The following is a 24225-nucleotide window of genomic DNA, read 5'->3' as shown; positions in this document are numbered from 1 at the left end:
TCGAGGTGTCGGGTGACAGGATGTGGGACGTGAGCGACCCATGGTTCGGATACCGGCCCACCGACGACGACGGCACGGCCGCCCGCCGCTGGTGGGACGCCCACGCCGCGGAGTACCTGGGCGACCACGGCGACTTCCTCGGCGACGCCGGGTTCCGGTGGGGTCCCGAGGGCCTGACGGAGGGTGAGGCCGCGCTGCTCGGGCCCCCCGCGGGGACCCGTGTGCTCGAGGTCGGCGCCGGGGCGGCGCACTGCTCGCGATGGCTCGCCGCCCGCGGCGCGGACGTGGTCGCCACCGACGTCGCCCCGGCGATGCTGGAGGCGGCGGCCCGGATCTCGCGGCGCAGCGGCACCCCGGTGCCGCTGGTCGAGGCCGACGCGCGGGACCTGCCCTTCGCCGACGGGACGTTCGATGTCGTGTTCACGTCGTTCGGGGCGATCCCGTTCGTCCCGGACGCCCACCGCGTGCACGCCGAGGCGGCACGGGTGCTGCGCGCCGGCGGCCGGTGGGTCTTCTCCGTCACGCACCCGTTGCGCTGGGCCTTCCCGGACGACCCTACGCTCGCGGGCCTGACGGCGCACCGCTCCTACTTCGACCGCCGACCGTACGTCGAGACCGACGGCGGCCACGTCGTCTACGTCGAGTACCACCGCACCCTCGGGGACCACGTCCGCGACGTCGCGGCGGCCGGGCTGCGCCTGCGGGACGTCGTGGAGCCGGAGTGGCCGACGTGGAACACGGCGTCCTGGGGCGGGTGGGGCCCCGAGCGCGGTCACTACCTGCCCGGCACCGCCGTGTTCGTCACGACGAAGGACTGAGCCGACCCGCCCGGGCGGCGCGCCGGCTCAGTGGGCCGCGTCGTGCCACGTCTGGCCGGAGCCGACCGAGACGTCGAGCGGGACGTCGAGCTCGACAGCACCGCACATCTGGCGGCGCAGCACGTCCTCGACGACCTCCCGCTCCCCCGCGGCGACCTCGACGACGAGCTCGTCGTGGACCTGCAGCAGCAGCCGGGACCGCAGCTCCTTCTCGTCGAGCTCGCGCTGGACCCCGAGCATCGCGAGCTTGATGATGTCGGCGGCGCTGCCCTGGATCGGGGCGTTGAGCGCCATCCGCTCGGCCATCTGGCGCCGCTGGCGGTTGTCGCTGGTCAGGTCGGGCAGGTAGCGGCGGCGCCCGAGGATCGTGGCGGTGTAGCCGGTGGCCCGGGCCTCGTCGACGACCCCGGTGAGGTAGTCGCGCACCCCGCCGAAGCGGGTGAAGTAGTCGTCCATCAGCGCCTGCGCCTCGGCGGTGGGGACGGTCAGCTGCTGTGACAGGCCGAACGCGCTGAGCCCGTACGCGAGCCCGTAGCTCATCGCCTTGACCTTGGCGCGCATCTCGGACGACACGTCCGCCGGCGCGACGTCGAAGACCCGCGAGCCGACGTACCGGTGCAGGTCCTCACCGGTGCGGAACGCCTCGATGAGTCCCTCGTCGCCGGACAGGTGCGCCATGATCCGCATCTCGATCTGGCTGTAGTCGGCGGTGACAAGCTCGGCGTACCCCTCGCCGACGGTGAACGCGCGGCGGATGCGCCGTCCGGCCTCGGTGCGGATCGGGATGTTCTGCAGGTTCGGGTCGGTCGAGCTGAGGCGCCCGGTCGCGGCGATGGTCTGCTGGAACGTGGTCCGGATGCGCCCGTCGGGGTGCACCGCCTTGAGCAGGCCCTCGACCGTCGTGCGCAGCCTCGCCGCGTCACGGTGCGCGAGCAGGTGCGCGAGGAAGGGGTGCTCGGTCTTGGCGAAGAGGTCCTGCAGGGACGCCGCGTCCGTGGTGTACCCGGTCTTGATCTTCTTCGTCTTCGGCATGCCGAGCTGGTCGAAGAGCACCTCCTGGAGCTGCTTCGGGCTGCCGAGGTTCACCTCCCGGCCGATGACGTCGTACGCCTCGGCGGCCGAGGCCTCCACCCGGTCGGCGAAGAGCTGCTCGAGCTCGGTGAGGAAGGTCGTGTCCGCCGCGATCCCCGTCGCCTCCATCCGCGCGAGCACCGCGGACAGCGGCAGCTCGACGTCGTCGAGGAGGCCCCGCGCCCCGCGGTCGACGAGCCGCTCCCCCAGTGCTGCCGCGAGGTCCACGACGGCGACCGCGCGCGCGGCGGCGTCGGCCCCGGGCGGCCCCGCCTCCAGGTCCAGGTCCAGCGCCCCCTGGGCACCGCCCTCGTCGACGGCGAGCTCGCGACCCAGGTGCCGGACGACGAGGTCGCCCAGGTCGTAGCCGCGCTGGTCGGGGTAGCACAGGTACGCCGCGAGCTCGGTGTCCACCTGGACACCGACGAGGTCCGCGCCCCGCGAGGAGAGCATGTGCCAGGCCGCCTTGGCCCCGTGCACGGCCTTCGGGGCCCCGGGGTCGGCCAGCCACGCGAGCAGCGCCCGCTCGTCGGCCGCGTCGATCTCCGCCAGGTCGAGCACCACGGCCTCGGCGTGCCCGTCGGTGCCGGCGGTACCGAGCGCGACCTGCCAGGCGTCGCCGGCGCCGGGGCGCCGGACGCCGGTGACGTCGATCCCGAGGAGCTGCTCCGAGCGCCCCGCCAACCAGTCCGCCAGCGCACCGACGTGCCGGTCGACCTGGATCCCCGCTGCCGGTGACGCGCTCGCGTCCTCCCCGGCGGGGTCGACGGCCAGGAGACGGTCGCGCAGCGCGCCGAACTCGAGGGTGTCGGACACACGGTGCACCGCCTCGCGGTCGAAGCCCGCCACCGCCAGGTCGTCGATGCCGAGCGGGAGGTCGACGTCGGTGAGCAGCGCGTTGAGCTCGCGGTTCAGCCGGACCTGGTCGACGTGCTCCCGCAGGGCGTCGCCCCGCTTGCCGCCGACCTCGTCGCGCCGCTCGAGCAGGGAGTCCAGGTCGCCGAACTCGGTGATCCACTTCGCCGCGACGCCGGGCCCGACGCCCGGGATGCCGGGGAGGTTGTCGCTGGTCTCCCCGACGAGCGCGGCCAGGTCGGGGTAGCGCTGCGGCGGCACCTTGTACTTGGCCTCGACCGCCTCCGGCGTCATCCGCGCCAGCTCCGAGACCCCCTTCTTCGGGTAGAGCACCGTGACGTCCTCGGTGACGAGCTGCAGGGTGTCGCGGTCCCCGGAGCAGACGAGCACCTCCATCCCTCGCTCGGTGCCGCGGCGCGCCAGGGTCGCGAGGATGTCGTCGGCCTCGATGCCCTCGCGCTGCAGCGCCGGGATGCGCAGCGACTCCAGCACCTCCCGGATCAGCGGCACCTGACCGCGGAAGACCTCGGGAGTCGCCTCGCGCTGCGCCTTGTACTCGGTGAACCGCTCGGTGCGGAAGGTCACGCGGCCCGCGTCGAAGGCGACGGCCACGTGCGTCGGCTCCTCGTCGCGCAGGAGGTTCGTGAGCATCGAGGTGAAGCCGTAGACGGCGTTCGTGACCTGTCCGCTCGTCGTGGCCAGGGTGTCCGGCAGGGCGTAGAAGGCCCGGTAGGCCATCGAGTGCCCGTCGACCAGGAGCAGACGGGGGCGGCCGGCGGTTCGCGCTGAGGTCGTCACGGGTGCCAATCTATCTGCCATGTCTGACAGAGATTCCTTCCCGCAGGACGTGGCCGGCTGGCGCGAGGCCGCACGGGGGACGTTGATCGAGCGCACCGGCATCGAGCTGCTCGAGGTGGGCGCCGACGGCGCACGCGCGAGCATGCCCGTGGCGGGCAACACCCAGCCGGCAGGGCTCCTGCACGGTGGCGCGACGGCCGCCCTGGCCGAGACCCTCGGTTCCGTCGCCGCGCAGATCCACGCCGGCACCGGGCGGGCGGCGGTCGGCACCGAGCTGAACATCACCCACCACCGTGGGGCCCGCGAGGGGACGGTGCACGGGGTCGCGACCGCCGTTCACCTCGGGCGCTCGACCGCCTCCTACGAGATCGAGATCACCGACGACGCCGGTCGGCGGATCGCCAGCGCACGCCTCACGTGCCTGGTGCTGGACGCCTGAGTCAGGAGACGTGCGAGGTGGGGCCGACGGCACCGCCGGAGCCGCTCGGCGCGGTCGAGCGCTGCTCCTGGACGGCGCTGAGGTCCAGGGGCCCGGTCGGCAGGCCGGCCTCGCGCGCACGGCGCCGCCGGGCGACGAGGTCCTCGATGGCGGCACGGGTCGCATCGCGCCGGGTGCGCGCCCCGTCACGGCGCAGGGCCGGGGTCGGTCCGGCGGCCGGCTCCTGCCCGAGCCACCGGGCCAGCGCCGCCACGGAGACGACCCGGTGCCCGGCCGCGGGGGCGAAGCCGACCCGCGCCAGGAAGCGCTGCACCTCCCGGGCGCCCGGGGCCGGTGCGCAGTAGACGTACTCCGCGCCGTCGTCGGTCGCCTGGCGCAGGGCCGCGGAGAGCAGCGCGCGTCCCACGCCCTGCCGGCGGGCCGCCGGGTCGACGAGGATCGCGTCGATGTACAGGCTGGGGGCCGTCGCGTAGAGCTGGGGGGCGAGCGGGCGCGCCAGCAGGAACCCGACGACGCCGCGCTCGCTGTGGGCGACCAGCACCTCACCGCCGGCGCTGACGAACACGCTCAGGTGCTCGCGCGCGCGTCGGGGGTCAGCACCGGCGCCGTTCGGCGTCTCCGGCCCGTGCGTGGCGGCCATCTCCGCCACGACCCACAGGTCGTCCTCGTCGGCGGACCGGACCTCGATCGCTCGACGCATCGGAACTCCCTCCCGACTCGAGGCGACCTCCACGCCCGGGAGGTCACGGAAACGTAACAACTCCCCAGCGACGATAGTCGTCACCGGGGAGTTGCACAAACGACGCTCAGGAGGCGCCGACCTGGTCGATCACCGCGTCGGCGACCTCACGCATGGTCAGGCGACGGTCCATCGACGTCTTCTGGATCCAGCGGAACGACTCCGGCTCGCTCAGGCCCATCTTGGTCATCAGCAGGCCCTTCGCCCGGTCCACCCGCTTGCGGGTCTCGAAGCGGTCCTGGAGGTCGGCGACCTCGGCCTCCAACGCCCCGATCTGCTGGTAGCGGGAGATCGCGATCTCGACCGCGGGCAGCAGGTCGGCCGGGGTGAACGGCTTGACGACGTAGGCCATCGCGCCGGCGTCACGCGCGCGCTCGACGAGCTCGGTCTGGGAGAAGGCGGTGAGCAGCACGACAGGTGCGGCGTGGGCCTTGCCGATGCGCTCCGCGGCGGAGATGCCGTCCAGCTCGGGCATCTTGACGTCCATCACCACGACGTCGGGCTTGAGCTCGGTCGCCAGGTTGACGGCCGTCTCGCCGTCGCCGGCCTCCCCGACCACGTCGAATCCGGCCTCACGGAGCGTCTCGACGACGTCCATGCGGATGAGGGCCTCGTCCTCGGCCACGACGGCACGGCGCGCGGGCTTGCCCGTGGCGGGCGCCTGCTCCGGCGACGCGGCGGACTCCTGGTCGATCATCGGGGGCAGGTCGAGCGGCAGCTTCTCGTCGGTCACAGGGAACATCGTAATCCCCCGGGCCGCGGGTCGTGCACCCCGTGGGACGGACGCCACGTGTGACCGTGCGCACGGGCCCGGTCGCCGCCGGGCGGATTGGGCCGGTGCGTGCCGGTGTGGTTCGATGGTGCGCAGCCTCCACGCCCCGGTAGCCCAACCGGCAGAGGCGTTCGGCTCAAACCCGATCCAGTGTGGGTTCGAATCCCACCCGGGGCACACGTGTGATGTCGCAGGACATCGGCAAGGCCCGGACCCACGTTTGTGGGTTCGGGCCTTTGTCATTTTCGGATCTTGGTGCGGCGTGGCTGGTAGTCGCGGGTGAGGTCGATGGTGAGCTCGCGCAGGATCTCGCCGGTGGCGGCGTTGATGACCTTCACGTCGTGGTCGTGGACCAGGAGCAGGACGTGGGTTCCGGCGTGGGGTCGTCCGATGCCGATGTGGCGCAGCTTGCCGGCGATGCGCAGGGTGACGCAGCCGGTTGTGTCGATCTTGTCGCGGCGGAGGCGGTCGTGGCTGTCGGTCCGTGCGTGGGGGTGGGGCGCGGCCTTGGGTGTGGCGGCGTAGGCGGTCGCGGGTGTGCAGCGGTGAGGCAGGGCCCGGTGGGGTCGGGCGTTGTTGTAGTACTCGGCGAACTGCGTGAGCAGGGCCTGGAGCTGGGCGAGGGTGGCCGGCTGGCGGCGCTGGGCTCGCAGCCACTTCTTCATGGTCTGCTGGAAGCGCTCGACCTTGCCCTGGGTGGTGGGGTGGTTCGGGCGGCCGTTCTTCTGCGTGATGCCCTGGCGGTAGAGCTCGTGCTCGAGATGGTTGCGTCCTCCGGGTCGGCCGGCGAATCGCACGGTGTAGACCATGCCGTTGTCAGTCAGGACTGATGCCGGGTGTTCGTGCTGGTCGCAAGCCTGGATGAAGGTGTCGAGCACGACCTTGGCGGTGATGCGCCGGTGAGCCGTGATGTGCAGGGCGTAGCGGGAGTGGTCGTCGAGCCAGGTGACGATCTCGACGTCGCTGCCGGGCCGGCCGCCCGGGTGGGTCAGGCGGTAGTGGGTGAAGTCGGACTGCCAGGTCTCGTTGGGCTGGTCGGCGGCGAAGCGGATGTAGGAGCTGCGGGGGCGCTTGGCCGGCTCGGGGGCCACGGCGCCGTGTCGGGTCAGGATCCGGTGGATCGTGGACCGCGAGACGATCACGTCGTGGTGGTGGTTCAGGTGCCAGGCGATGGTCTCGGCGCCTGCGTCGTGGCCTTGGTCGGCAAGGTTCTTGCGCAGGGCCAGGATCTGTTGCGTGACGGGCTCGAAGGTGGAGCGGGGGGAGGAGCGTGGTCGCCGCGAACGGGGCTCGAACGCTGCTGCGCCCTCGGCGCGGTAGCGGGCCATGAGTCGCGAGACCCACCCCTGGGAGACGTCGTAGCGGCGGGCTACCTCGCTCTGCGACGCGCCGGCCAGGACCGCGGTGATCACGAGTCTGCGTTTCGACACGATCGAGCATCGCCCCGACGCCCCATGCCGATGACCCGAGACACGCTATGCCGATGACGTGAGACACCCCATTCCGATGTCCTGAGACCGGACACCACCGCTACCGCCCTCCGAAGGGCCCCACCCGATGCGGGTGGGGCCCTTCGTCGTTCCCCGGTCGCTGGACATCTCCGCGCTCCCGCGTCGACGCCGGTGGCTGCGGTCGCATGCTCCACGCGTTGATCGATTGTCCCCCACACGTCTAGGCGAGGTGGGCCCGCTTCACGTAGTGCAGCGCCGTGGAGTCCTCGTCGGCATGCCGGAGCAGGGCGGCGCTATGGGCGATTGTGATGTCGTTCGTGACTTGGGTGGCGACGGTGCGCCGAAGGTGCGGGCGGGATGGCGCTCCTCTCACAAGCTTGCTTGCCGCCCCTGTTCGACGCTCCCCGGGGGTGCAGCGTAGGCAGTGACGGGATCGCACTGGATCCGCCTATGCACGCGGCGAGTGCTCCTACGGAGCGAACTCGTGGCCCGCGGCATCCTTACCGAAAGTCATGTCAACCACCGTCTGGCCTGCTGCGTTCTTCTCGACTACCCGAGTCCAGTAGACGTCGACCTCGTCGCCGCACACCGGGCAGTACCTCCTTGTCGACCACTCCTCTTTCTTCATAATGCAACGCTACTTCCGGATCTGTGGGAGTGCATCGGCGCGGAGTGTTGAGGCTGATCTCGTGCGTCATCCCAGCGTCCAGCCCCGCATCGACCGCCTTGCATTAAGCCAGCACCGGCCCGCGCCGAGGCGTGCCTGCAGCGTTGAGGCGCGATCGCCTGCGGCCACCCTTGACTCGGAGCTCTGCCGGCCTCGGGACAACGCCATCTGAGCTCTGGAACTTGGCGTGCCTGCGGATGCGACCCTGGCCCAAGCGCGAATCGCCAATACGGGCGGGATCCTTACGCCGACAGGCGCACTGCCGGGCAACGGCGGCTTCCCTCTTCTCCGGCCACGACCGTCAGCAGGCAAAATCAGAAGCGCCGCGCCCACACGACAGGCCGCCGAATCTGGCTCGAATCCATAAAGGCCCAATCGCTAGAGAGCAAACCTACGTCGATCGGGGAGGCTGATCGCGTGCCAATCATGCTCCTCGACGATATTAAGCGAATCCTGGCTTACGTCGACCGACTGCTCTCCGTATCGTCGTGGATTCGAATCTCCCGCGACATATTAGATTTGAAAGCGGATGATCTTCGGCGCAAACGCGCGGGTTATGAAGTAACTCGTCTAGAAGTCGCGACCGACGAGCCCGCCGAGCTCCGTATCCAAGATGGTTCGGATAACGCCCTGTTTGAACCATTCCTCCGCAAGAACCTCGTCGGGCACGTCGTTAGAGTTCATTGTGCAGATGTACTGACCGCCAGTTGACGCCACCATCTCCTGAGCGAATCTCAACGCCTTGGTCACTTGTCGAGGATCCACACCATCGAAGACGGAGGAGTCATGCACTAGAAAGTCGGGGTGGTGCTGACTTCTCGTGCCCTCTTCGAGAAGCGTTAGATCGAAACAGAACAGCTTCATCTTATCGATACCACTGCTTCCGGACCCAGAAGCCGTGATTGCAAACTTAAACCCGCCGTCGTCTACTGCGACGGTGAGAGCAGCGTCCTTGCCGTAGAGGCGATGCATCTTGCGGCTGAACTCATCGGAGATTCGGTCAACCTTCTCGCGGCGTGCAGTCAAGTCTTGACCGGCCTCTGCGCGTACGGTTGACTGCTCCAGCTTAAGTTGATCCTTCCTCGCAGCCACTTCCCGCGCCTGGGCGATCTGCACGTCAAGTGCGGCGACCCGCGCCTCATATTCCGATAGTTCGGAACGCATCGAAATTAACTCATCCAGCGCGCCGCCCGCGTGGAGGGTCTGAAGTATACGTGCTCGCTGAGCGGACAGCTGGGACAACTGCAATTCCCGACTCGAGATCCGCTCTCGGATAGCGTCGATCTCAATCTGCAGGAAGTGAACCCTGTTTTCTAGCAATTCATCACGGAACGCCCGTACGGAATCGATCTGACGCTTGAGGCCATCAGAAAGGCTGGCCTGAGCTGCGGCAAGAACCGCTTCCACAGGAATTTCTTCATTGGCCGACCTGACTGAGTCAGCAGCGGACGACTCGTAGAGGCTGAGCATTCTGTGATCGACTAGAGACTCGTCGCGTAGACTCGTGATTGTCGACGTGATTTCGTCGGCACGTTCGACAAGCGAGTTGGGATCTTCGAGAACGGTAAACGAGTCAACGCGTGAGCGCCACTCCTCCAGGTCGTTCGCCAAGACGGCCCTTTCGAGCACCAGGTCGGCTTCGGGCCGTAGTGTTCTGACCACCCCCTCTTTCGTCGCTGCCGTTATCGCGCGGATCTGCTCGGTGGCTGTGTTGATTCGGTGCAAGCGATCAACAAGCGTCCAGTCTAGGCCCATAAGGTAACTGACGTGCGCGCGGGTACTTGCGGCGGACTGCTGTGCAAGTACCTTGAGCGGATCCTTGGGGGGATCGGTTCTAATTGCATACGAGAGGAGCGTTCTGACTGACAGGCCCCCTTTGGACAGCTCCACCTCGGGTTCCAAGGCGAAAAGTGCCAACCCGAGGAGGGCCTTCCAGTCGTCGACAGATATTGAGCCCTCGCTCATGTATGTGTCCAGAACGCGCTGCGGCTGTTCTGCCGCGGAGATGCCGACGCGTGTACCGTTTGCCAGCGATCGTGTGGCAGCTACTTCTCCGCCAAATAGCTCGAGAGTGAGCGTGATTTCCCAACCGTCATCCGCAAGCGGCTTCAGGTTCTTGTGGAGCGAGCCTCCCAAGACGTAGTGGATAAACAAGAGAAGCGTGGTCTTGCCGCGGGCGTTTCGGGTGTCTTGGTCGGTGGCTTTGTCGGCTTTTTCGGCGACGATGACGTTAAAGCCCGAGCGGAATTCGATCGACGTGAATTCGGGCTTGTTCGCGCTAAGTCTAACCAGCATCGGTGCGCCTCACGGTTGCGTTCGTATAATCTATGATGCCAGCGCCATACAAGAAGGCGAGGCATGCGACCAGTTCGTCGTAACTTGTAGTTTTGTCAGACTCTCTTGCGGCCAGGTACAACTGGCCAATTGTAAGCTGCTGATCACCCAGAATTTCGAGGATCTTGGCGGACGCTCCTACCAGAGTCCGGCTTAGCGGCACAAACTTGCTTGGATATATTTCAAGCACGTTCGAATATCTCGCATATCTCGAATAGGTGGGTGATCACCGCAAGCGCGGCGGCTCGTATTTCAGGTGTGTCCGTAGGGCCTGCGTTCTCGTACGCCTGCTCGATCAGGTAGTCGAATACTTCATCCGAATCAAGGCCGTCGGCGCGTGCTGCATAGTAGTCGGCCTTAAACCTCGCAACAAGCCTCTGTCCGAAGTTGCGACTGTATGTGCCTTGAAAGGCAATAAACGCCGCGACTCGCGCCGACTGAGACAGGCCGTCACGGATCTTCTCTCGAGAGGCAGCTCCGAGGTCGTTGAGTTCAATTTTCTCCCGGACCTCGACGGGCGGATCGATCAAAGGGATAGCTTGATCGCTGGGGGCGCTTGCGATTGTGCTACAGATCGTGTCGAGTTCATAGTTGGTTACGTTGCCAAGTGCGGCACGGGTTGCCCGTGCGACTGCTCTCTCGTGGTTCAGCTTCGCTTCAGTGAGAAATTCGCGCGTATGATGGTCGAGCTGGAAGTCGATCGCATCATGGTGCGGCCCGCAAAGATAGATGAGGTTGTTCGCGGAACGCCTTTGGTCCCTAGTCATTGAGGCGTCGTAGCGAGGTCCGCCGGGACTGGCGGCCGCGATGTGCGCGACCTTGCCCGTCGATTTGGGCTGGTCGCCTGGAGAGATAGCGTCCATCACGAGTTCGGCGCCGCACCCTGGGTAGGCGCACCGCCCGCCACTCCGCTGGTAGACGACCCTGGCTTGCGCAGCGGGGATGTCGTCGCGGTTCGTCCCCATCGCCATGGACTGACTATATCCACGATGTTGGTCGCGTACGCCAGGATCCAGAGCCTTGTGAGGTGCCGCCTGGTGACTCAGGGGACGGCTCCGCCATGCTCGATCGCGCGGGCGGGTGAGCGGACGTCGCCCTCATTGGCCGGGCGTGTGCCCATTTGTACTCGGTACGAAGAGGAGCGCGTCGTCGACGCTCGCGCCAGACTGGCAGAGAGGGAGGCACGAACTCATGGGACGCGATGCCTACGGGATGCGGGCGAAGGTCTACGACCGGGTCGTCGAACCGATGAATGCGCCGCTGCGTCGGGTCGCCCGGCGGATGTGCCCTCCGGAGCCGGGATGGACCGTCCTCGACATCGGCTGCGGCACCGGCGCCGCCCTGGCCGAGTACGCGGACGCAGGCTGCCAGGTCATCGGTGTGGACACCTCGCCCGCCATGATCGAGGCGGCACGGCAGCGCCTCGGGTCCGACGCTGATCTGCGGCTCGCCGAGGGTGCTCACCTGCCCGTCGACGACAGCACGGCAGACCTGGTCCTGGTCTCCCTGGTCCTGCACTCGATCAGCCGCTCGGACGCCGTCGCGCTGCTGCGTGAGGCGGCGCGCGTGCTCGCCCCCGGCGGTCGGGTGCTCGTCACGGACTTCGGCACCGACGGCCTCCGGTTCCCCCGGGGGTGGGCCACGCGTGCGTTCACCGCCGTGGCCGAGATCCTCGCCGGACCTCGCCACGCAGGGAACGCGCTCGCCTACCTCCGCCACGGCGGATTGCGGCCGCTGGCCGAGGAGGCCGGGCTGACCGTCTCGGCGCAGCGTCCGTCGGCCGGCGGGAACATCACGCTCGCCCTCCTGACGGCATGAGCACTCACCGTCACATTGCCAGGGCCTTCCACGTCCCCTCGGAGACCACCTCGACGCCGCCGTCGGTCACGACGATCGCGGTGTCGTCGTCGATCGCGTAGGCGGGGCCGCCGAGCCCGGTCGCCCACGTCTCGGCCGCGGCCAAGGTGTTCGTCGGCAGGGCCGGGTGGTCCAGGTGCGGGAAGATCGAGAAGTCGACGAGTCCCAGCGTGCTGTCATCGCCTCCGCCCGGCGGCTGCCACCCGACGAACTCCTGCCCGATGCGCGGCGTCGTCACCATGCTGCCGGCGCTCATCCCGAGCCAGACGGTGTCCGTCAGCTCGGGCAGGAGATCCGCGAACCCGGACTCCCGCACCCAGTGGCTCAGGTACACCGCGTCGCCGCCGCTGAACAGCAGGACGTCGGCGTCCCGGACCGCCGGCTGCCAGCCTTCGGCGGGGAGGCTGGGCAGCGCCGTGAGCTCCAGCAGCCCCATCGACCGCCACCCGAGGCCGACCATGGGGTTGCCCTCCTCCTTCCCGGCGACGAACTCCCACGCCTTGACGCCGGGCCCCACCCAGGGGTGCCCGTACATGCCGGTGGGGATGCACAGCGCCGTGCACTGGTCGACGGGCTTGTCGAGCAGGCCGTCCAGGGCGCTGCGGATGCTCGGGTTCGTGACGCCGCCCGAGGTGAGCAGGAACTTCATGTGCGCCTCCCGTGACGCGGCGGGACAGAGGGGTTACGCACAAGGACGGTGGACAGACGCGGAACTCATCGCCGGGCCCGCCAGGGTCGTCAGGGGACCGGCGTGCCCTGGTGGGAGACCTGCTGCCACCCGCCCGCCCGCTCGCACCAGATCGAGGTCCGGCGCGCGCGTCGCCCCGCTTGGTCGGACTCCCAGAAGACCTGGACGACGCCGGGCGCGAGCACCCGCCCGGTCAGACCGGTGAGCGTGATGACGGCGCCGTCGTCCTCGGTGCTCTCGTCGCGCAGCATGGCCAGGATGCTGTCGAGGTCCCACCGGCGACCGGATGCCCCGATCTCCACGAAGTCGGCGGCGAGGAGCTCCCGGAGCCGGGTCTCGTCGGCCCGGCAGGCCGGCGTCTGCAGCTCGCGCTCCAGGTCGAGGACGTGATCGAGGGGCTGAGGCGAGCCGTGCGACGTCATGCCGTGGAGTGTGCCCGACGGGGGACGCCGCGTCATGCCCCCGCCCGGACTCCCACGGCCGCCTCGTAGTGCTCCACGAGTTCGTGGCAGACCTTCGCCCAGGTGCGCCCGAGGGCCCGCTCCCGCGCGGCCGCCCCGAAGGCCCGGCGCTTGCGGTGGTCGCCGAGCAGGTCGTCGACGTGCGCCCGCAGCGCCCGGTGGTCGCCCGGCGGGTACAGCCAGCCGGTGTGCGAGTGCGCGACCACGTCGATCGGGCCGCCCGCGGCCGGCGCCACGACGGGCACCCCGGAGGCGTGCGCCTCCTGCAGCGTCTGGCCGAACGTCTCCAGCTCGCCGGGGTGCACGAACACGTCCAGGCTCGCCATCGCGCGGGCCAGCTCCTCGCCGCGCAGCAGTCCCGTGAAGCGGGCGTCCGGCAGCAGCTCCTCCAGCAGAGGCCGCTCGGGGCCCTCGCCGACGACGACGAGCCGGACGTCGCGCCGGTCGTGCAGCACCCGCAGCGCCTCGACCTGCTTCTCCGCCGCCAGCCGCCCGACGTACCCGACGAGCAACGGACGCCCGCCTCCCATCTCGCGCCGCCAGGCGGCGTCGCGGGCGCCGGGGCGGAAAAGCTCGGTGTCCACACCCCGTCCCCAGCGGTGCACGCGCGGGACCCCTCGGGCGCGCAGGTGGTCGATCGTGGGGGTCGACGGCGCCAGCGTCACCGCGGCGCGGTCGTGCAGCGTGCGGACCCGCCACCACAGCAGCGGCTCGAGGTGCCGCACCCCGTACCGGGCCGCGTAGCTGGGGACCTCGGTCTGGTAGATGGCGACGGTCGGGACGCCGAGCGCCTCGGCGGCCTGCAGCCCGCGCCAGCCGAGCATGAACGGCGAGGCGAGGTGCACGACGTCGGGCGCGAACGCCGCCAGCGTCCGTTCGATGCGGGCCCGCTGCCCGACGACGACCCGCACGTCCGGGTAACCCGGCAGACCGACCGACGGCACCTCCACGACCGGAGCGCCGTGCACGAACGGCGGCAGGTCGCCGTCGTCGGTGTCGGGAGCCAGGACCAGCGCGTCGTGCCCGGTGCGCTGCAGGTGCTCGAGGACCCGCAGGACGGAGTTCGTGACCCCGTTGACCTGCGGGAGGAAGGACTCGGCGACGATCGCTACCCTCACGCTCCGCACACTGGCGGGCCCGGGTGACGAACGGGGGAGCGGCCGGCGACGGGTCGGGGTCGACCCGCGGAACGGGTGGGAAACGTTCGGTGCCGGCTACGCGGACCGGCCGTCGTCGTCCGCCGTCGGTGTCGGGCGCTGCTCCGCGTCACGGGTGCCCAGCCGCACGAGCTGCCACACGGCACCGACCATGAGCACCACGAGCGCGAGGTTGCGCAGCGCCTCGATGACCACGATCCAGGCGTCGCCGGCGAGGAACGGGCCGTAGCCGACCGGGTAGACGAGGTAGGTGGCATAGGCGACCAGGACCATGCCCAGGGCGGGCGGCCACCAGGCGCGCAACGCACGGCCCTCGGGCAGCGACGCCAGCGCGACGGCGACGACGGGTCCGATCCAGGCGATGAACTGTGGCGAGCCGACCTTGTTGAAGACGATGAGCGCGACGAGCTGCGCCGCGGCCGACAGCAGCACGATCTCGTAGGTCCGCTCGGGGTGTCGCCGCGCCACCCACCAGGTGAGGGCGGCGACGGCCACGACGGCGAGGATCAGCAGCCAGTCCAGGGTGTCGGCCACGGTCCGGGCGGCGTCCCCGAGCACCTCGAAGGTGTAGATCTCGTCGTTGTACTCGATCCGTACGGACGGGTCCCACCAGCGGGCCACGGAGAACCAGGTGGCGGCCACGGACTCGGCCTGCAGGGTGCGGCTGCCCTGCTGGCCGAACACGCTCAGCGCCCGGACACCGGCCCCGCCGGCGAGCGCGAGCCCCACGACGATCGAGCTGACCACGGCCCCGGGCACGACGACGGTGCGCAGCAGGTCGCGCAGGCTGCGGCGGGTGGCGGCGATCGCGACGACGACGGCACCGGGGGAGATCTTCACCCAGGCGCCGGCGGTGGCCACGGCGACGGCGATCCGCGGATGGCGGCGGGCGACGACGAGGGCGACGAGGATCATCGGGGCGACGACGCCGTCGAGCCGGCCGAGGAAGATCGGGCCGAGCGCCAGCAGGAACAGCAGCCACCACCAGGCGCCGAGCACGCCGCGGGGCGTCATGCGGACCAGGACGACGGTCGCCACGGCGTCGAGCAGGACGATCATCGCCGTCCAGACGATCTCGTAGCCGAGCAGGTCCTCGCTGAGGACCCCGGGCAGCCCGACGGGCACCAGCGCCCCGGCGGGGTAGACCCACGTGTAGTCCAGGACGGGCCATTCGCCGCCCGTCAGGCCGTGGCGGGCCCACCACTCGTAGAGGGTGACGTCGCCGAAGATCGTGTTCTGCCAGGAGATCGCCTCGTGGACGAGCCGGGCGTGCACGACGACGAAGGCGAGGGCCAGCAGCCAGGGGGACGCGAGCAGCCGCCCTCCGCTGCCGGCCGCCGGAGCGGGTGTCGCGGTGGGCGGGTTCTCCGGTGAGCGGTCCTGCGCGGCGTCGGGCACCGCCACATCGTGCCAGAACACCACCCCCGGCGCTCCGACGGCGGCAGGTGGCCGCGTCCCGAGGGTGCTGTCTACGATCGCGACGACCCGAAGTTCCCCGGCCTCGAGATCGAGGAGGCCCCGTGAGGCCGCGTGCCGCATCGTCCCGGAGTGCCCTGCGCCGGCTGCGTGCCCTGTCCCTGCTCGGCCCCGCCTTCGTCGCCGCGATCGCCTACGTGGACCCGGGCAACGTGGCCGCCAACCTCACCGCCGGTGCCGAGTTCGGCTACCTGCTCGTGTGGGTGCTGGTCATGGCCAACGCGATGGCGGTGCTCGTGCAGTACCTGTCGGCCAAGCTCGGCGTCGTCACCGGGCGCTCGCTGCCCGAGGTGCTCGCCGACCGTCTGTCCCGCCGCGGCCGGATCGCCTACTGGCTGCAGGCCGAGGCCGTCGCGATGGCCACCGACCTGGCCGAGGTCATCGGCGGCGCCCTCGCCCTGCGCCTGCTCTTCGACGTCCCCCTGCTGCTCGGCGGGCTCATCACCGGGGTGGTCTCGATGCTGGTGCTGTCGATCCAGCAGCGCCGCGGCCAGCGGGTGTTCGAGACGGTCGTGCTCACGATGCTCGGGGTCATCGTCGTCGGGTTCTGCACGGGGCTGGTCGTCGCCCCGCCGGACCCGGGCGCCGTCGTCGAGGGGCTCGTCCCGCGGTTCGCCGGGACCGACTCCGTGCTGCTGGCGGCCTCGATGCTCGGTGCCACGGTGATGCCGCACGCGATCTACCTGCACAGCTCGCTGGCCCGCGACCGGGTGCGCCACGACCTCGCGGTGCGCGAGGTGCTCACCGAGCTCCGCGGGGCGGACGCACCGCCCACGGAGGTGGACGCCCCGCCGGTGCCTGACCCCGGCCTGGTGGAGCGCCTGTTGCGCGTCACGCGGATCGACGTCGTCGCCGCGCTCGTCATCGCCGGCGGGGTCAACATCGCGATGCTGCTGCTCGCGGCGGCCAACCTGCCGGGTCGGGCCGGCACCGACACCATCGAGGGGGCGCACGCGGCCATCGCCGACGCGCTCGGCCCGGCGGTCGCGGTGCTGTTCGGTGTCGGGCTGCTCGCCTCGGGGCTGGCGTCCACGGCGGTGGGCGCCTACGCGGGCTCGGAGATCATGGCCGGGCTGCTGCACCTGCGGGTCCCGCTGGTCGTGCGGCGGGTCGTCACGCTGGTGCCCGCGCTGCTGCTGCTCTCCACGGACGTCTCGCCGACCTATCTGCTGGTGCTGAGCCAGGTGGTGCTGAGCTTCGGCATCCCGTTCGCGATGATCCCGCTGGTGCGCGTCACCGCGGACGCCGGGCTGCTGGGTCGGTTCCGCAACGCTCGCGGCACCCAGGCGGTGGCGTGGCTGGTGGCGGGGATCATCGTGGGGCTCAACGTGGCGCTGCTCTGGTTGACCGTCGCGGGCTGATCGCTCCCGCCGCCGAGGGCTGATACTGCGTATCGCTTGACGTGAGACTCGGTTGCAGAGCATGATAGGAGCAGGCCGACGCCGTCGTCACCAGCCTCTGCGGCGGCGCGGCCGCCCCCGTAGAGAGTGAGAGAACCTCATGAGCCGCAACGCCCCCACCCAGATCGGCGTCACCGCACCCGACTACGACCTCACCGCCGCCTCGGACGTCGACTACGCCGGCGCCTTCGCCGGAATCGCCCCCGAGGTGCGCGAGCACCAGCTCGCCGTCCGCCAGTTCGTCCAGGACGAGGTGCTGCCGGTCATCGACGGGTACTGGGAGCGCGCCGAGGTCCCGTTCGACCTGGTCAAGGGTCTGGCCGAGCGCGACTTCCTGCGCGACGGCGTCGACGTGCCCGGCCGTCCGACGGTCTCGCTGATGGCCGAGGGCCTGGCCAGCATGGAGATGTCCCGCGGCGACGGCTCGGTCGCGACGGTCTGCGGCGTCCAGGGCGGCCTGGCGCTGCGCTCCATCGTGATGCACGGCTCGCCCGAGCAGATCGAGCAGTACGCCGAGCCCATGGCCCGCGGCGAGATCCTCGGCGCCTTCGCGCTCACCGAGCCCACCCACGGCTCGGACTCGGTCTCGCTGGAGACGACGGCGGAGCGCACGGTCCGCGACGGCGTCGAGGGCTACGTGATCAACGGTGAGAAGAAGTGGATCGGGTTCGGCTCCTGCGGCCACATCACCGTGGTCTGGGCCCGCCTCGTCGGTGACGACGGCGACAACCAGGTGCACGGCTTCATCGTCCCGCAGGACGCCCCCGGGTACACCGGCACCACGATCGAGGGCAAGATGTCGCTGCGTGCCATCTGGCAGGCGCACATCGTCCTCGACGACGTGTTCGTCCCGGCCGACGCCGCGCTGCCCGGCGCCACGTCGTTCAAGGCGACGTCCGAGGTCCTCTTCGCCACGCGTCTGAGCGTCGCCTGGGCCGCCGTCGGGCACGCCATCGCCTGCTACGAGTCCGCGCTGGCCTACTCCACGCAGCGCGTCCAGTTCGGCAAGCCGCTGGCCGCCCGCCAGATGGTCCAGGAGCGCCTGACCCGGATGCTCTCCACCGTCACCCAGCTCCAGCTGCTGGTGGCGCGCCTGACCGAGCTCGCCGAGAAGGGCGAGCTCACCGGTGAGCAGGCGTCGCTGGCCAAGTACACCTGCACCCGTGGCGCCCGCGAGGTGGCCTCGATCGCCCGCGACATGCTCGGCGGCAACGGCATCCTGCTGGCCAACCGCGTCGCCCGGCACTTCGCCGACATCGAGGCCCTGCACACCTACGAGGGCACCGAGTCCATGAACGCGCTGATCATCGGCCGCGACATCACGGGAGTGTCCGCGTTCGCCTGAGCCGCAGCGAGGGTGAGGGCGAACGCGGGGCTGATCGCGTTCGCCTGAGCCCCTCACAGACCCCGGCGTGGATCGACGCCGGCCCGTGCACCTGCTGGTCCGATCACCAGCCGGCGAGGCGGTGCACAACGGACGAGCGCCGCCCCACCACGTGGGGCGGCGCTTCGTCGTCCCCGGGGCCGGGAGGTGCCGCACGCGAGGACTCCGTTCGGCAGTTCCTGCCTGGATCGGCACCTTGAGCTGCCGATCCAGGCAGGAACTGCCGACCGCGTGGCGGACGGGAGGGCGACCGCGTGGCGGACCAGGGTCAGACCGGCTTGCTCAGCCGGCGCCGACGGCCAGCTGCTCGCGCCGGTGCACCCGCCACCAGACGAAGAACCCGACCAGGGTGAAGACGCCGTAGAAGACGTACATCAGCGACGTGGCGAAGTAGCCCGCGGACCACAGCAGGGGGACCCCCACGAGGTCGACGGCGACCCAGACCAGCCAGAACTCGACCCACCCCCGGGCCATCCCGTACGTGGCCAGCAGCGAGCCCATGAAGATCCAGGCGTCGGCCCAGACGGGTTCGTACGAGCCCAGGGCCCGGAACAGCGGGGTCAGCACGGCGGTGCCGACCAGCAGGGCACCGACGAGGAACGCCCGCTGGGGCCACGTCGCCCAGTGCGGGTGCACACCCTCGGCGCCCGACGTCGGCACCTTGCCGTCCGCCCGCAGCTCGAGATCCTGACGCCGGGTCTCGCGCCAGCGCATCCAGCCGTAGACCGACACGGCGATGAACATCACCTGCCGGCCCGCCTGGCCGAGCATGTCCGCCCGGCTCGCGTCGCCGAACACCGAGCCGAGGAACACCGTCAGCAGCAGCACGTTGCCGACGATGCCCACGGGCCAAGCCCACACCCGGCGGCGCATCCCGCCGAGGGCGGAGGCGAGGCCGAAGGCGTTGCCGATCACCTCTCGCCACAGGATCTGCTCGTCACCGATCGCGAAGGTCGCGTCGAAGAGCCACTCGATCATCGCGGTCCTCAGGCCAGCACGTCGCGCACGGCACGGGCGACGTCGTCGGGCCCCGCGCCCTCCTCGAGCACGGCGACCACGACCCGCTTGCTGCCCGGCCCGCGGCCGTCGGGCTCGGCGGGAGCCGCCCCGGCCCGGGCGCTGTCCGGTGCGGGGCCGTCGGTCGGGGCGGTCGCGACCTTGCGCAGGTCGGCGAAGGCCTCCTCCAGGTCGGGGCGCAGGTCCAGGTAGGGGTTGCGCAGCCACCGGCGCAGCACCGCGTTGTGCACGGCGACCACCGAGGCCGCGAACGCGATCGACATCGTCGACGACGACCGCTCGGTCGGCAGGGTGTCGCGCAGGTAGGCGGTGAACGCCCGCTCGTAGCGGTGGGTGGTGACCAGCTCGCGGTCGCGCAGCGCCGGGACCTGCTGGAGCAGCCGGTGCCGGGCCAGGGAGGTCTCGCGCTGGCCCACGTGGTGGTCGAACACCAACCGGGCGGCGCGGCAGACCTCCAGGTACGGGTCGACCGCCGGGTCCCAGGCGGCGTCGTGGTTGCTGGCCTCCTCGCTGGCCCGCGCCTCGGGGCGGGTCGCGGCGAGCATCACCACGACCTCCTCCAGCAGCAGCTCGTGGTCGGCGAAGACCACGTCCTCCTTGGAGCGGAAGCGCCGGAAGAAGGTGGCGCGGCTGACCCGGGCGGCGTCGGCGATCTCCTCGACGGTGGTGCGCTCGTAGCCCTGGCGGGAGAAGAGGTCGATCGCGGCGTCGACGGCCTGCGCGTGGGCTTTCGTCCGTGCGGCTGTCATGGGCAGGAGGCTACTCGCCGTGCGGGGGCCATGCGTCCGCCCGGTCGCCGCGCCGGCACCCGGACAGGCACGCAGGTGCCCGCGCGGGTCAGCGACGCGAGCGCAGTGCGAACACCAGGACGCGCACGCTGAGCAGGGTGCCGATGAAGGCCAGCCCCGCACCGAGCACCCAGTACAGGTCGATCCCGGGCAGGAGCACCGGACCGGTGGGCGAGACGATCATCAGCACGGCCCCGACGAGCGAGGCCGCGGCGATGACGGCCGTGACGAGCTGCTGGACCAAGGACGTCACGAACCGACGGTCCTCGGGATGGGCGAACGAGCGCACCGTCACCGTCAGCCGCCCGTCCTGGAGGTCCTCGACCACCTGGGTCAGCCGCCGCGGCAGACGCTGCAGCGTCGGTGCCATGCCCGCGAGCTGGCGCGTGACCCGGTCGCGGACCGCGCGCGGACCCATCGACGACGTGAGCAGCGAGGCCCCGACCTCCTGGGCCGCGGCGACGAGGTCGAAGCCCGGCGCGAGCAGGGCCAGCGCCCCCTCGAGCGACGCCATCGTGCGCAGCGCCGAGGCGGGACCAGGCGGGACCGTCATCCCGGCGTCGGCGAACAGCCCGATCATGGTGCCGAAGAGCTCGCCCGAGCCGCCCGGGCCCGTACCGTGGCGGAAGCGGACGATGATCGCGCCGAGCCGCCGCTCGACGTCCCGGGCGTCGAGGTGGTCCGGCTGCACGAGCAGCTCGCGCAGTGCGTCGAGGGCCGCGATCGAGTCATCGCCCTGCACGGCGAGCAGGAAGGCGCCCAACGCCGTGCGCTCGGACTCGTCCATGCGCCCCACGGCACCGAGATCGAGCAGGCCGAGGGTGCCGTCGGGCCGCACGAGGATGTTGCCCGGGTGCAGGTCGGCGTGGAAGACGCCGGTGACCACGAGCTGTCGCATCGCGCTGCCGAGCAGGGACTGCGCCATCAGCCTGCGCTCGGCCGGGTCGATCGCCGCGAGGACGTCGGCGGCCTCGCCCAGTGGCACGCCCTCCATGCGGTCCATCACCAGCAGCGTCGGCCCCGAGAGCTCGGGGCGCAGGGTGGGCAGCTGCACCCGCGGGTCGACACCGCCGGGCGTCGCGGCCAGGGCGCGATCGAGGTTGAGCGTGTTGGCGAGCTCGACGGTGTAGTCGAGCTCCTCGCGCAGCGACGCGGCGAAGCCGGCGACCAGCCCGACGACGCCGAGCGAACGGGCCCACTGGGTGTCCCGCTCGAGCTTGCGCGCGAGCCGCCCGAGGATGCGCAGGTCCACCTCGACCTGGGAGCGTGCGCCCGGTCGCAGCACCTTGACCACGACCTCCCGGCCGTCGTGCAGGCGGGCGCCGTGCACCTGTCCCACGGAGGCGCTCGCGAGCGGGGACTCGTCGAACCGTGCGAAGACCTCGCCCGGGGAGCGGCCGAGGGCGTCGGTCACCGCGGTACGCACCGTCTCCCAGCTCTCGGGCGGGACGCGCGCCTGGAGCCGGCTGAGCTCGTCCGCCACGACGTCCGGCACCAGGTCGCGGCGACTGGAGAGCATCTGGCCGAACTTCACGTACGTCACACCGGCGTCGGACAGAGCCAGGCGCAGCGACCTGGCGTGCGCGGCCAGCGCGCCGGCCGACCGGTCGGGTTCACCGCCGGCCCCACGGCGCAGGAAGCCCCCGAGCCCACGGCGGACGAGGATCGCCACGACCTGGCCGTAGCGCCGGGATTCCTGCCGCCCGTCACGCATCCCGCGCCACGCCTGGAGCGGCGTGGGCAGACGCCCGGTGGGGACCAAGACCTCGAGGACGAGCAGGGCGCCGAGCGCGACGGCGAACATCCAGGCCCACGCGACGAGGACGATCAGCAGGAACCCGAGCGCCTCCCCGGTGTTGGTGACGTCCACCGACAGCGCGTCGGTGCCGGGCTCCAGCAGGGCCGTGCCGATGCCGAACACGAGCAGGGTCGTCGCGATGGAGCGGACCCACCCCACCGGTTCGTCGAGGGTGCGGCGCGCGGCTCCCGCGAGCAGCATCCCGGAGAGCAGGGTCACGAGGATCAGCCCGAACGCCGACAGCCACGACATGGGTACACCTTGACGGGTTCCCGGGCGTCAGGCCCGTCCAACCGGGCCCAGGGCCGTCCAGAATGGCTCTGCCGGTGTCAGTCGCGCTCGGCCCGCCGGTCCGGGGCGTCGAAGCCGACGTGCCCGCGTCGGGACCGCTGCAGGTACCGGAGCTCGCGCACCAGCACGGCCGCGCACAGCGTGAACGGCAGCCATGCCCACACACGGCCCCGCAGCGCGGCGAAGAGCGCCACGGCGGAGAAGGCGCCGGCGAGGACGATCGTCAGGATGCTCGCCCAGGGGATCTTGCGCACGATCGAGAGCACGACGCCGAGCCTACCGACCTGCCCGCGGTGCACGACGGGCCGTGAGATGCCGCACGATCCCCGCGAGCCGCTCCGGACGCCGGAGTATCGTGCCCACGATGACTTCCACCGACACCACGCCCACCGTCGACGTCTACATCGACCCCACCTGCCCCTTCGCCTGGGTGACCTCGCGCTGGGCCCTGGAGGTGGCGGAGCACCGTGACGTCGACCTCACGTTCAAGCTGATGAGCCTGTACCTGCTGAACAAGGACAAGGACATCCCGGCCGAGTACCGGCAGATGATCGAGGACGGCCGCGCCCAGGGGCGCGTCGCCGCCGCCGTGCAGACCGACCACGGCCACGACGCCCTGTCGGCGTACTACACGGCCTTCGGCACCCGCTGGCACGACCAGGACGTCAAGGACGTCGACGTCGTCATCCGTGAGTCCCTCGCCGAGGCCGGCCTGCCCGCCGAGCTCGCCGAGGCGGCGACGTCCGACGCGTACGACGAGGCCCTGGCCGCCTCCCACCACGCCGGCATGGACCCCGTCGGCCAGGAGGTCGGCACCCCCACGCTGCACGTCGACGGCGTGGCGTTCTTCGGGCCGGTCCTCACCCGCGTCCCGCGCGGTGAGGACGCGACCCAGCTGTTCGACGCCGCGGTCACGATGGCCGGCAACCCGCACTTCTTCGAGCTCAAGCGGTCCCGCGACGAGCACCCGGTCCACAGCTGAGGAGCACCATGCCGCTCGACCTGCGCATCTTCACCGAGCCCCAGCAGGGCGCCTCCTACGACACCCAGCTCGCCGTCGCGCAGGCGACGGAGCAGCTCGGCTTCAGCGCCTTCTTCCGGTCCGACCACTACCTGGCGATGGGCGGGGACGGGCTGCCCGGCCCCACCGACTCGTGGACCACGCTCGCCGGCATCGCCCGTGAGACGTCCACGGTGCGCCTCGGCACGCTCGTGTCCTCCGCGACGTTCCGCCTGCCCGGCCCGCTGGCCATCCAGGTCGCCCAGGTGGACCAGATGTCGGGCGGCCGCGTCGAGCTCGGGCTCGGCACCGGCTGGTTCGCCGCCGAGCACGCCGCCTACGGCATCCCCTTCCCGGACAAGCGGTTCGGGATCCTCGAGGAGCAGCTCGAGATCCTCACCGGGCTGTGGGGAACACCGGTCGGGGAGACCTTCGACTTCACCGGGAAGCACTACACGCTCGAGGGCTCCCCGGCGCTGCCCAAGCCCGTCCAGGACCGGATCCCGGTCATCGTCGGCGGTGGCGGGCCGAAGCGGACGCCGCGGATCGCGGCGCGGTTCGCGACCGAGTACAACCAGGCGTTCCCCGAGCTCGACACCGTCGGGCCGCGGATCGCGGTCATGGAGCAGGCGCTCGCCGACGCCGGACGTGCGCCCGGGTCGCTGACCCAGTCGGTCGCCCTCGTGCTGGCCGTGGGCAAGGACGAGGCCGAGTTCACGCGACGTGCCGAGGCCATCGGCCGGGAGCCCGCGGAGCTGCGGGAGCACGGCATCGCGGGCACGGTGACGGAGGCCGTGGACCGGCTGGCGTCCCTGCGCGAGCAGGGCGTGGAGCGGGTCTACCTGCAGGTGCTCGACCAGCAGGACCTCGACCACCTGGAGCTCGTGGCGCGGGAGGTCGCCCCACACCTCTGACGGTCCCGCGGTGTTACCGGCCAGTTGCCGCGGAGTGAAGATGTTCACCA

At 70.8% G+C, this 24225-nt stretch carries 23 protein-coding genes and 1 tRNA gene; 8 read left to right on the top strand and 16 right to left on the bottom strand.

Annotation, left to right across the window (positions count from 1 at the left end):
- The first annotated feature begins 29 nt into the window (after positions 1 to 29).
- Positions 30 to 818, top strand: a complete 789-nt coding sequence (locus HLI28_RS01270) for a class I SAM-dependent methyltransferase (protein WP_425483377.1) — start codon at positions 30 to 32, stop codon at positions 816 to 818.
- 27 nt (positions 819 to 845) lie between these two features.
- On the opposite strand, the gene polA is transcribed toward HLI28_RS01270, so the two are convergent.
- On the bottom strand, positions 846 to 3563 hold the full coding sequence (gene polA, locus HLI28_RS01265) for a DNA polymerase I (protein ID WP_171245680.1): 2718 nt from the start codon (positions 3561 to 3563) through the stop codon (positions 846 to 848).
- On the opposite strand from polA, the gene HLI28_RS01260 reads away from it, so the two are divergent.
- Positions 3562 to 3981: a PaaI family thioesterase gene (locus HLI28_RS01260; protein WP_171245679.1), complete on the top strand. Its 420-nt coding sequence runs from the start codon at positions 3562 to 3564 to the stop codon at positions 3979 to 3981. The two genes, polA and HLI28_RS01260, sit on opposite strands and share 2 nt — an antisense overlap.
- Before the next feature lies 1 nt (position 3982).
- Here the strand turns inward: HLI28_RS01260 and HLI28_RS01255 are convergent, their stop codons facing one another.
- Together HLI28_RS01255 and HLI28_RS01250 are read right to left on the bottom strand one after the other, a co-directional pair.
- Positions 3983 to 4681, bottom strand: a complete 699-nt coding sequence (locus HLI28_RS01255) for a GNAT family N-acetyltransferase (RefSeq protein ID WP_171245678.1) — start codon at positions 4679 to 4681, stop codon at positions 3983 to 3985.
- Between the two features lie 106 nt (positions 4682 to 4787).
- Positions 4788 to 5417, bottom strand: coding sequence for an ANTAR domain-containing response regulator (locus HLI28_RS01250; protein ID WP_246246285.1), 630 nt, complete (start codon positions 5415 to 5417; stop codon positions 4788 to 4790).
- Positions 5418 to 5595: 178 nt separating this feature from the next.
- On the opposite strand from HLI28_RS01250, the gene HLI28_RS01245 reads away from it, so the two are divergent.
- Positions 5596 to 5669 (top strand) — tRNA-Leu (locus tag HLI28_RS01245).
- Between the two features lie 62 nt (positions 5670 to 5731).
- Here HLI28_RS01245 and HLI28_RS01240 read toward each other — a convergent pair.
- From HLI28_RS01240 to HLI28_RS01225, 5 genes are all read right to left on the bottom strand, one after another.
- Positions 5732 to 6922 (bottom strand): IS481 family transposase, encoded by a 1191-nt coding sequence (locus HLI28_RS01240; RefSeq protein WP_171245676.1) that lies wholly within the window; start codon positions 6920 to 6922, stop codon positions 5732 to 5734.
- 490 nt (positions 6923 to 7412) lie between these two features.
- The gene (locus tag HLI28_RS01235; protein ID WP_171245675.1) at positions 7413 to 7571 is read right to left on the bottom strand and encodes a hypothetical protein; all 159 of its coding nucleotides are present in this window, start codon (positions 7569 to 7571) and stop codon (positions 7413 to 7415) included.
- 609 nt (positions 7572 to 8180) lie between these two features.
- Positions 8181 to 9905 (bottom strand): DUF2326 domain-containing protein, encoded by a 1725-nt coding sequence (locus tag HLI28_RS01230; protein ID WP_171245674.1) that lies wholly within the window; start codon positions 9903 to 9905, stop codon positions 8181 to 8183.
- Positions 9895 to 10107, bottom strand: a complete 213-nt coding sequence (locus tag HLI28_RS16015) for an ABC-three component system middle component 6 (RefSeq protein ID WP_425483379.1) — start codon at positions 10105 to 10107, stop codon at positions 9895 to 9897. Before HLI28_RS16015 ends, HLI28_RS01230 begins: the two co-directional genes overlap by 11 nt.
- A gap of 19 nt (positions 10108 to 10126) precedes the next feature.
- Positions 10127 to 10915 (bottom strand): ABC-three component system protein, encoded by a 789-nt coding sequence (locus HLI28_RS01225; protein ID WP_171245673.1) that lies wholly within the window; start codon positions 10913 to 10915, stop codon positions 10127 to 10129.
- A gap of 220 nt (positions 10916 to 11135) precedes the next feature.
- On the opposite strand from HLI28_RS01225, the gene HLI28_RS01220 reads away from it, so the two are divergent.
- Positions 11136 to 11762, top strand: coding sequence for a class I SAM-dependent methyltransferase (locus HLI28_RS01220; protein ID WP_171245672.1), 627 nt, complete (start codon positions 11136 to 11138; stop codon positions 11760 to 11762).
- 10 nt (positions 11763 to 11772) lie between these two features.
- Here the strand turns inward: HLI28_RS01220 and HLI28_RS01215 are convergent, their stop codons facing one another.
- From HLI28_RS01215 to HLI28_RS01200, 4 genes are all read right to left on the bottom strand, one after another.
- Entirely contained in the window at positions 11773 to 12450 is a 678-nt protein-coding gene (locus tag HLI28_RS01215) for a Type 1 glutamine amidotransferase-like domain-containing protein (protein ID WP_171245671.1), read from the bottom strand.
- 89 nt (positions 12451 to 12539) lie between these two features.
- Entirely contained in the window at positions 12540 to 12911 is a 372-nt protein-coding gene (locus HLI28_RS01210) for a nuclear transport factor 2 family protein (protein WP_171245670.1), read from the bottom strand.
- Between the two features lie 32 nt (positions 12912 to 12943).
- Positions 12944 to 14068, bottom strand: coding sequence for a glycosyltransferase family 4 protein (locus HLI28_RS01205; RefSeq protein WP_343035541.1), 1125 nt, complete (start codon positions 14066 to 14068; stop codon positions 12944 to 12946).
- Between the two features lie 96 nt (positions 14069 to 14164).
- The gene (locus HLI28_RS01200) at positions 14165 to 15505 is read right to left on the bottom strand and encodes a glycosyltransferase 87 family protein (RefSeq protein WP_343035539.1); all 1341 of its coding nucleotides are present in this window, start codon (positions 15503 to 15505) and stop codon (positions 14165 to 14167) included.
- Positions 15506 to 15627: 122 nt separating this feature from the next.
- Between HLI28_RS01200 and HLI28_RS01195 the strand changes: the two genes are divergently transcribed.
- Together HLI28_RS01195 and HLI28_RS01190 are read left to right on the top strand one after the other, a co-directional pair.
- Positions 15628 to 16944, top strand: a complete 1317-nt coding sequence (locus tag HLI28_RS01195; RefSeq protein ID WP_171245667.1) for an Nramp family divalent metal transporter — start codon at positions 15628 to 15630, stop codon at positions 16942 to 16944.
- 139 nt (positions 16945 to 17083) lie between these two features.
- Positions 17084 to 18328, top strand: a complete 1245-nt coding sequence (locus HLI28_RS01190; RefSeq protein ID WP_171245666.1) for an acyl-CoA dehydrogenase family protein — start codon at positions 17084 to 17086, stop codon at positions 18326 to 18328.
- A gap of 321 nt (positions 18329 to 18649) precedes the next feature.
- On the opposite strand, the gene pnuC is transcribed toward HLI28_RS01190, so the two are convergent.
- From pnuC to HLI28_RS01170, 4 genes are all read right to left on the bottom strand, one after another.
- A complete protein-coding gene (gene pnuC, locus HLI28_RS01185) occupies positions 18650 to 19345 on the bottom strand; it encodes a nicotinamide riboside transporter PnuC (RefSeq protein ID WP_171245665.1) in 696 nt (231 codons plus the stop codon).
- A gap of 8 nt (positions 19346 to 19353) precedes the next feature.
- Complete coding sequence (locus HLI28_RS01180) at positions 19354 to 20133, bottom strand: TetR/AcrR family transcriptional regulator (protein WP_171245664.1); 780 nt, start codon at positions 20131 to 20133, stop codon at positions 19354 to 19356.
- A gap of 88 nt (positions 20134 to 20221) precedes the next feature.
- Entirely contained in the window at positions 20222 to 22222 is a 2001-nt protein-coding gene (locus HLI28_RS01175) for an ABC1 kinase family protein (RefSeq protein WP_171245663.1), read from the bottom strand.
- Between the two features lie 77 nt (positions 22223 to 22299).
- A complete protein-coding gene (locus tag HLI28_RS01170) occupies positions 22300 to 22527 on the bottom strand; it encodes a hypothetical protein (protein WP_246246253.1) in 228 nt (75 codons plus the stop codon).
- 98 nt (positions 22528 to 22625) lie between these two features.
- On the opposite strand from HLI28_RS01170, the gene HLI28_RS01165 reads away from it, so the two are divergent.
- Positions 22626 to 23243, top strand: coding sequence for a mycothiol-dependent nitroreductase Rv2466c family protein (locus HLI28_RS01165; protein WP_171245662.1), 618 nt, complete (start codon positions 22626 to 22628; stop codon positions 23241 to 23243).
- Between the two features lie 8 nt (positions 23244 to 23251).
- Complete coding sequence (locus tag HLI28_RS01160; RefSeq protein WP_171245661.1) at positions 23252 to 24175, top strand: LLM class F420-dependent oxidoreductase; 924 nt, start codon at positions 23252 to 23254, stop codon at positions 24173 to 24175.
- The last annotated feature ends 50 nt before the right edge of the window (positions 24176 to 24225 follow it).

Source organism: Isoptericola sediminis (assembly GCF_013085345.1).
GTDB lineage: Bacteria > Actinomycetota > Actinomycetes > Actinomycetales > Cellulomonadaceae > Isoptericola > Isoptericola sediminis.
This window is presented reverse-complemented; position numbering and strand designations above follow the sequence as displayed.